8 protein-coding genes are annotated in these 7948 nt (G+C 64.9%); 4 read left to right on the plus strand and 4 right to left on the minus strand.

Annotation, left to right across the window (positions count from 1 at the left end):
- From K206_RS0106800 to K206_RS0106810, 3 genes are all read left to right on the plus strand, one after another.
- Positions 1-843: 2-hydroxy-3-oxopropionate reductase (locus tag K206_RS0106800; RefSeq protein WP_020201662.1), on the plus strand; the 843-nt coding region annotated here is incomplete at its 5' end.
- Between the two features lie 26 nt (positions 844-869).
- Positions 870-1829: a PDR/VanB family oxidoreductase gene (locus K206_RS0106805; protein ID WP_020201663.1), complete on the plus strand. Its 960-nt coding sequence runs from the start codon at positions 870-872 to the stop codon at positions 1827-1829.
- Between the two features lie 306 nt (positions 1830-2135).
- Positions 2136-3068, plus strand: a complete 933-nt coding sequence (locus tag K206_RS0106810) for an AraC family transcriptional regulator (RefSeq protein ID WP_052165797.1) — start codon at positions 2136-2138, stop codon at positions 3066-3068.
- Between the two features lie 141 nt (positions 3069-3209).
- Here the strand turns inward: K206_RS0106810 and K206_RS0106815 are convergent, their stop codons facing one another.
- The 4 genes from K206_RS0106815 to K206_RS0106830 form a co-directional block, all read right to left on the minus strand.
- A complete protein-coding gene (locus K206_RS0106815; RefSeq protein ID WP_020201665.1) occupies positions 3210-4217 on the minus strand; it encodes an NAD(P)-dependent alcohol dehydrogenase in 1008 nt (335 codons plus the stop codon).
- A gap of 60 nt (positions 4218-4277) precedes the next feature.
- Positions 4278-5411: an NADH:flavin oxidoreductase/NADH oxidase gene (locus K206_RS0106820; protein ID WP_043365714.1), complete on the minus strand. Its 1134-nt coding sequence runs from the start codon at positions 5409-5411 to the stop codon at positions 4278-4280.
- Positions 5412-5449: 38 nt separating this feature from the next.
- Positions 5450-5797 carry a putative quinol monooxygenase gene (locus K206_RS0106825; protein ID WP_020201667.1) on the minus strand — a complete coding sequence of 116 codons (348 nt, stop codon included), beginning with the start codon at positions 5795-5797 and terminating at the stop codon, positions 5450-5452.
- A 237-nt stretch (positions 5798-6034) separates the two neighbouring features.
- A complete protein-coding gene (locus K206_RS0106830) occupies positions 6035-6808 on the minus strand; it encodes an SDR family NAD(P)-dependent oxidoreductase (RefSeq protein ID WP_020201668.1) in 774 nt (257 codons plus the stop codon).
- A 142-nt stretch (positions 6809-6950) separates the two neighbouring features.
- On the opposite strand from K206_RS0106830, the gene K206_RS0106835 reads away from it, so the two are divergent.
- Entirely contained in the window at positions 6951-7832 is an 882-nt protein-coding gene (locus tag K206_RS0106835; RefSeq protein WP_020201669.1) for a LysR family transcriptional regulator, read from the plus strand.
- Positions 7833-7948: the final 116 nt, after the last annotated feature.

Genomic DNA, 7948 nt, shown 5'->3' on the forward strand with positions numbered 1-7948 from the left:
GCCGGCCACCTCCTGCGCGCCGGATACCCGCTGTGCGCATATGGCAGGAAGGGCCTGCCGGCGGCCCTGCTGGCGGACGGCCTTGCCCCCTGCGACTCCAGCGAGGCGGTCGCGCGGCAGTCCGACATCGTGCTGCTGATGCTGCCCGACACGCCCGACGTGGAAACCGTGCTGTGGGGCGAGCGCGGCGTGGCGGCGGGACTGGCGCCCGGCAAGCTCGTGATCGACATGAGCACCATCTCGCCGGTGGCGACGCGGCGCTTCGCCGAAGCGGTGCAGGCGCTCGGCTGCGACTATCTCGATGCGCCGGTCTCGGGCGGCGAGGTCGGCGCAAAGGCGGCCAGCCTGACCTTCATGGCGGGCGGATCGCCCGCGGCGTTCGCGCGCGCCAGGCCGTTGTTCGAGCGCATGGGCAAGAACATCAACCTCGTGGGCGGCCCCGGCGCCGGGCAGGTCTGCAAGGCCGCGAACCAGATGATCGTGGCGCTGAACATCGCCGCCGTCGCCGAAGCGCTGGTCTTCGCGGCCGGCGCCGGCGCCGACCCAGCGACGGTGCGCCAGGCGCTGCTGGGCGGCTTTGCCGCCTCGCGCGTGCTGGAGGTGCACGGCGAGCGCATGGTCAGCCGCGCCTTCGATCCGGGCTTTCGCATCGACCTGCACCGCAAGGACCTCTCCATCGCCCTGGACGCCGCCCGCGGCCTCGGCGTGGCATTGCCCCAGACCGCCGGCGTGATGCAGCTCATGTCCACGGCCAAGGCGCTCGGCCTGGGCGACCAGGACCACGCCGCGCTGGTGCAGGCCGTGGAGCTTCTCTCGCAGCGGTCCCTCCCGCAGGCGGCCTAGCAATCGAAGACGGAGAAGACCTGTCCATGCATGCCACCCATCAGATCAAGGTCGCGCGGATTCGCACCGAAGCGACCGGCATCGTCAGCCTCGAACTCGTGCCGGTGGACGCCGCGCGGCCGCTGCCCCCGGCGGACAGCGGCTCGCACGTCGACCTGCTGCTCGCCGACGGCCTGCACCGCAGCTACTCCCTGTATCGCCCGTCCGACGGCTCCGCCTACGGCATCGCGGTACAGCGGGAAGCCGCCGGCCGCGGCGGCTCGCGCCACGTGCACGACCGCATCCGGGAAGGCGACGAACTGACCATCAGCGCGCCGCGCAACCACTTCGCCCTGCGCGCCGGCAACGGCAACAGCGTGCTGGTGGCCGGCGGCATCGGCATCACCCCCATCTACGCCATGCTCCAGGCCCTGGCCGCGCGCGGCGAGCAGGTCCGGCTCATCTACTGCGCCAGATCCCGCGAGCATGCCGCGTTCCTCCGGGAAATCGAGGCGCTCGGCAAGGCGAAGGCCGCGCGGGTGGAAGCCTGCTTCGACGACGCCGCCGGCCCGCCGGACCTGCGCAAGCTGCTCGCCGGCGGCGACCCGGACGCCAACTACTATTGCTGCGGCCCCGCCGGCATGCTGGACGCCTTCGAGAAAGCATGCTCGGCGCTCGGCTACAAGAACAGCTTCATCGAACGGTTCGGCGCGGAAACGCCGAGCCCCGCGGCCCAGGACGCGGACTATGAAGTCGAACTGGCCCGCTCGGGGCGCCACCTGACCGTGCACGCCGGCCAGTCGCTGCTCGACGTGCTGCTGAAGGCCGGCATCGACGTCGCCTACAGCTGCCAGGAAGGCGCGTGCGGCTCCTGCGAGACCGCCGTGCTGGCCGGCGACATCGACCACCGGGATTGCCTGCTGTCCGCCGAGGAGCGCGCCGCGGGCAACACCATGCTGGTGTGCGTGTCCGGCTGCCGGTCGGCCAGGCTGGTGCTGGATCTTTGAGTCTGGATTTCCGGGCGGGGCTGGCGGGGTTGCGGTTGATGCAGGTGCCGGAGCCAGGCTGTGGCGCCTGTGTCTTCCGCGAGCGGTTGGACCTGCGGTTCGCCGGCAGCGTGGGGGCATGGGAACCGATGGCGCGCGTTGTCCGGCATGGCGTGGCACAGCGGCAACATTCTTCATCGAGCGCGCTCCGACCGGATCCATGTTCCTCTTTATTTTGTGTACGATTCTCCGAACATGCGTGTGGGACGATTCACAAGACACAGGTAAACAGCCGATAGTGGCGACACCTTTCTGGACGCCATGGATATGGACACGACACCCCCGACGCCGCCGCTGCCAATGACCCGGGCCGGCATCACCGCCGCGCTCGCCGCCATCGCCGGTCGCTTCACGCCGATCGACGGCGAACACCAGATGGCCGCGATTCCATCACTGAGATTCTTCCGCTATTCGGCGCCGAGCAAGGAGGAAGCATCCTTCAGCAAGGTGGCGCTGATCTTCGCCGCACAGGGCGCCAAGACCGTCATCGCCGGCGACGCTTCTTATCACTACGACACGGAGCACTACCTGCTCACGTCGATCGATATGCCGGTCATCGGCAAGGTAGAACAGGCCAGCCGCGAGCATCCCTATCTCTGTTTCAATTTCGAGATCGACCTGCGGCAGGTCGCCGATCTGGTCGCGGCGCACGAATTGCCGCCGCCGGACGAATCGTCGACCGGATTGGGCATCAGCGCAGGAGAGCTGTCGCTGGACCTGCTTGAGGCGGCCTACCGGCTGACGCGGCTGCTTGACACACCCAAGCACATCCCGGTGCTGGCGCCCTTGATCGAACAGGAGATCATCTATCGCCTGCTGATGAGCAGCCAGGGCCTGCGCCTCAGGCAAGCCCTGGTGGCGGACAGCCGTGCATTCAAGATTACCCGCGCGGTCGAATGGATCAAGGCCCATTACGAGATGCCCATGCGCATCGACGAACTTGCCCGGCACGTCAACATGAGCGTTTCCTCGCTGCACCAGCATTTCAAGGACGCTACCGGACTGAGCCCGCTGCAATACCAGAAACGCCTGCGCCTGTTCGAGGCACGTCGCCTGTTGCTGAAGCGCGCGAGCGACGTGGGCATCGTCGCCTCGACCGTTGGCTACGATAACCTGTCGCAATTCCACCGCGAATACAAGCGCCTGTTCGGAGCACCGCCGATCCAGGATGCCGTGCGGTTGCGCACCGACTCGGCCTAGCCGCGCCACCCGGAGCCGCGGGGCCAGTTCGCTGGCGCAGCATCACAACAACGATGGCGGAAATTCACTGCGCGCGTGGAAAACAACCAGGCCAGTGCTAGGCGTGAGGCGTGAGACGCCATAGCCGTGCGCGTCGGCGGCTCACACCTTTATGACGACCTTGCCGAAGGGACCGCGCGCGAGATGCTCGAACGCTTCGCGCGCCTGCCCGAACGGGTAGACATGATCGATGACGGGGCGAATGCGGTGCTCGTCCAGGAACGGATTCATGCGGTCGAACGAGGAACGCGGCGCGACCGCGATGCCTCGCAAGGTGGTCTGGCGAAAGATCAGGGGCATCAGATTCAATTGCGTCGTCTGGCCGGCGAGAAAGCCGATCTGAGCAATACGACCGGCCGCCTTGGTGGCTGCGACCGATTGATTGATGCCTTCGCCCCCTGCCACATCGAGAGTAAGGTCCACGCCCTTGCCGTCCGTGAGCGCCAGCACCTCGGTTTCCCAGTTCGGCGTCTTGCGATAGTTGACGCCGGCGGAAGCGCCGAGCTCCATTGCGGCCTGCAGGTTTTCGTCCCGGCTGGAGGTCGCAATCACCTTGGCCCCCATGGCGCGAGCCATCTGGACGGCGAAAATCGAAACGCCGCCGGTACCCTGAACCAGAACACTCTGGCCCGACTGGATTTGACCGAAGTCCACCAGCGAGTACCAGGCGGTCAATGCGGCGATCGGGAGCGTCGATGCCTCCTCATCGGACATCGAACCGGGCGCCCGAACCGCGCCTTGCTCATGAATGATCATGTACTCGGCCAGCCCGCCGGGTAGCGGCGAGCCGACGCAGTAGGCCGGTTCGTCCGGACCGGGAGCGCCATCGAGCCAGCGGGAGTACAGGTGCGAATTGACGCGGTCACCGACCTGGAAACGCGTCACGCCCTCGCCCACCGCCACGACCGTTCCTGCGGCGTCGCTGACCGGGATCAGGTCCCGTGGAACCAGATGCGGCTCGTAGATGCCATCGACGATGGCCTTGTCGCGGAAGTTCAGTGACACCGCACCCACCTTGACCAGCAGTTCGCCAGCCTTGGGTCGAGGGGTTTCTGTTTCACCGAGGACGAGGTTGTTGAGGCCGAAGCCCTTCAGTTGCCATGCTTTCATTTTGCTACTCCTGGTGGAAGGTTCGGTTACGCAGCGGGTGTAGCCCGGTCACGTAGCCGCTCACGACTGCGCACTGAATGTCCGGATCTGCGCGGCCCGGCCCTGCAGCCACCAGCCGACCTGCGTTGGCCACGACGCAAACGGGACTTGCGGATCGACAGCGCCAAGTTCGGCTTCCGCATGAAGGGCGAAATTCGGATCGGCCAGCGCCTCGCGGCCGATCGCGACAAGGTCTGCCTGGCCGCTCGCCACGATAGCCTCGGCCTGACGACCGTTGACGATCAGACCGACCGCAGCGGTGCCGATGCCTGCTTCGCTGCGCACCTTCTGCGCGTATGGAACCTGATAGCCATAGCTGGACGGGTACTCGTAGCGCGGCGCGATGCCGCCCGACGAGCAGTCGACGATATCTACGTCGAGCGCCTTGAGGCGACGCGAAAAGACCACCGTGTCCTCGATGGACATGCCCTCGCGCAGGCCATCGACGGCGGAGACCCGCACGAAAAGCGGCTTACCCTGCGGCCATGCCGCCCGCACCGCCTGCACGACTTCCAGGGGAAAGCGCATCCTGCCGTCGAGATCTCCGCCGTATTCGTCCTTTCGGTCGTTGGTCACGGGTGACAGAAAGCTGTTGAGCAGATAACCGTGCGCACAATGCACCTCGATCACATCGAAGCCGGCCGCATCGGCACGCCGGGCCGCGTCGACGAAAGCTCGTTTCACCTCCGCCATCGTTGCGCTCGTCAACGCCGCAGGCTTGAGCCAGCCATCGGCGTACGGCTTGCCGGAAGCGGAAACCACAGGCCAAGGCCGCTCGCCGCGCCGGACATCGTCGTCGTCGAGCGCCCCATTGCCCTGCCAAGGACGCTGGCTGGCAGCCTTCGGTCCGGCGTGGGCAATCTGAATGCCGGCCACAGCACCATACATCTTGAGTGCATCCGCGATGCGTCGCAGGCCAGGTATGTGGTCGTCCGACCAGATGCCAAGATCGCCGTGGGTAATGCGGCCCTCGGGCACGACCCCGGTCGCTTCGACGATGACCAAGCCAAAGCCGCCCATCGCGAATCGGCCGAGGTTGATCAGGTGATGATCGTTGACATGGCCGTCCCGCGCTGAGTACTGGCACATGGGAGAAACGAGCAGGCGGTTGCGCAGTGTGACGTCACGCAGCGCGACAGGTTCGAAAAGTTTCACGTTACTGGTCCTTTGAATGGCGTTTGCCGTCGCCAAGCCTATGCGGCGACCTTGGTGACCATCGCGCAACGGCGCAGATCCATTTCGCCGTCCAGCACCTCGGGAAGCGCCGCGACGAATGCTTTCATGTAGGGTTGCTCGAAATGCGACGTCAGATCGGCGGCGGCCTGCCAGTTCTCGTATAGCACCCAGACATCCGGGTCGTCGTTCGAGCGGTGCAGGTCGTAGTTGATGTTGCCGGCCTCGGCGCGCGAGGGCTCGACCAAGGCGCCGAGACGGCGTCCCAGCTCGTCGCCGCGGCCGGGCTTTGCCCGGATGAATGCGATGAGCGTAAGTTGCGCGCCGTTGGCCGGAGCCGGTATGGCGTGGGAGGATTGTGCGGTCATGGGTTAGCGTTCCAGATCAGGGAAATGACGCCGCGGGCAGTCCAGGTTGCGACATCCCGCAGCCCTTGGTCGGGGCAATGTGCACGGGCGTATCCAGCACTCCCGCTTCGCGCTCGCCCCTCGACTCAACGGCATTCGGCGACGGCGGCGGATCGAGGTCGGCAACGAAGTGCGGACCGCCTGCGCCTTCGGCGAGCGGACGCGCCAGGTTTCGATATTTATCGACGCCGTCTTCGATCAGGCAATCGAGTAGCCGGCGTCGACCAGCAGACCGTGGCCCGATACGAACGAAGCGTCATCGGAAGCCAGGAACGCCACCACCGTCGCGACCTCTTCCGGAGAACCCGCCCGGCCGGGTACGGTCGAAGCCGCGAAAGCGTCCTTCGCTTCGGCGCTCGGCCAGATGCGGTCCTGGAACGGCGTGTCGATGATGCCGGGATTGACGGCATTGACGCGCACGCCCTGCTTGAACAGTTCGATCGATGCGGTCTTGGTCAGGCCCAGCACCGCATGCTTGCTGGCGATATAGAGGCCAGCGTTGGCAAAGCCGATCACGCCGCCCATCGATGCATTGTTGATGATGGTGCCACCGCCTTGCGCCAGCATGGCTTTCGCTTCGTGCTTCATCGACCAGAAGACGCCGCGGACGTTGGCGTTGAAGATCGTCTCGTAGACCTCATTCGACTGGTCGACGAACGGCGTGAACTCGCCTTCGGTGCCCGCGTTATTGAAAGCCACGTCGATCCGCCCATAGGTCGAGATCGTCGTTGCGACCAAATTGATCACGTCCTGTTCGACGTTGATGTCGGCGACAGCAGCCGTCACTTCGTAGCCGCCGTTCCTGATCTCGGCGGCGAGCGCCTCGATTTCGGCGCGGCGGCGTGCACTGACGACGACTTTGGCACCTCGGCGGGCGAGTTCGATGGCCGTGGCCCGGCCAATGCCGGAGCTTGCTCCGGTCACCAGCGCGACTTTCCCGGAAAGCGTTTGCGGCGAGGCTTGAATGCTCATTTGTTTCTCCAGATTCAACGTGTTGGACTCGCAAGAAGAAAGAGATCCTGTTTCCTGCTCATTTCTTGAAGACCATTCTGGAGCGTTTAATTGATATGATAAAGTAGTCAATGTTTCTTACTATGATGAATGAGGTTCACCAATGGAGACCGCGGAACTCGCTGAGCTGGCCGTGTTTGCATCGGTGGCGAGGCACCTGAGCTTCCGTCAGGCGGCCACCGAACGGGGTACGTCCGCCTCGGCGGTAAGTCATTCGATACGTAGCCTCGAAAGCCGCGTGGGCGTGCGCCTGTTCCATCGCACCACGCGCAGCGTGTCCCTGACCGAAGCCGGAGAAGCGCTGTACACCCGGTTGGAGCCGGCGATGGCCGGTATGCGAGCCGCCCTGGATGGATTGAACTCGTTCCGCGCCACGCCGTTTGGCACCATCAGACTCAATGTTCCAAACTCGATTGCGCTCTACGTCCTGGGCGATGCGATGGAACTCCTGGCAAGCCATGCCGGGCTGAAGCTGGAAGTCGTCGCCACCGACTCGCTGGTCGATATCGTGCAGGAAGGTTTCGATGCCGGTATCCGCTTCGGCGAACGCCTGTCGCAGGACATGATCGCGGTACGAATCAAGCCGAAATTCCGATTCGCCGTCGTTGGCTCACCGCGCTATTTCGAGAGAAATCGGGCGCCCATGACGCCCCACGATCTGCATAGCCATGCTTGCATCCGATATGCATTTCCCAGCGGGACGATCTTGAATTGGGAATTCGTCAAGGACGGAGAAGAGGTAAAGGTCGAGGTTGCCGGCCCCTTGACGGTCGATAGCCAGGAATTGATGGCTGACGCCGCGGCGCGGGGGCTGGGCCTGGCATACATATGGGAGAACCGGGCGGCGCCATATCTTCGCGACGGCCGGCTCCAGCGCTGCCTCGAAGACTGGTGTACCGTCGACGAAAGCGTATTTCTCTATTTCCCAAGCCGCAAGCATCAATCGGCAGGACTTAGAGCGTTGATCGAGGCGATGAAAGCATAAGGCTGCGCCACGGCCAGGCGGTGGACAGTTGCGCCATCGATATGCCAGTGGATTGGCCAACACCCGGCCCCGCAGATTGCTACCGCCGAGTCGGCGGGACGTGTCAGGAATTTTGT

Source organism: Cupriavidus sp. WS (genome assembly GCF_000395345.1).
Lineage (GTDB): Bacteria > Pseudomonadota > Gammaproteobacteria > Burkholderiales > Burkholderiaceae > Cupriavidus > Cupriavidus basilensis_B.

What these genes read in the sequence shown, in the direction of transcription:
- K206_RS0106830 (WP_020201668.1), bottom strand. Translation starts at nt 6,808, where the DNA reads ATGAGCATTCAAGCCTCGCCGCAAACGCTTTCCGGGAAAGTCGCGCTG.
- K206_RS0106825 (WP_020201667.1), bottom strand. Translation starts at nt 5,797, where the DNA reads ATGACCGCACAATCCTCCCACGCCATACCGGCTCCGGCCAACGGCGCG.
- K206_RS0106815 (WP_020201665.1), bottom strand. Translation starts at nt 4,217, where the DNA reads ATGAAAGCATGGCAACTGAAGGGCTTCGGCCTCAACAACCTCGTCCTC.
- K206_RS0106810 (WP_052165797.1), top strand. Translation starts at nt 2,136, where the DNA reads ATGGACACGACACCCCCGACGCCGCCGCTGCCAATGACCCGGGCCGGC.
- K206_RS0106835 (WP_020201669.1), top strand. Translation starts at nt 6,951, where the DNA reads ATGGAGACCGCGGAACTCGCTGAGCTGGCCGTGTTTGCATCGGTGGCG.
- K206_RS0106805 (WP_020201663.1), top strand. Translation starts at nt 870, where the DNA reads ATGCATGCCACCCATCAGATCAAGGTCGCGCGGATTCGCACCGAAGCG.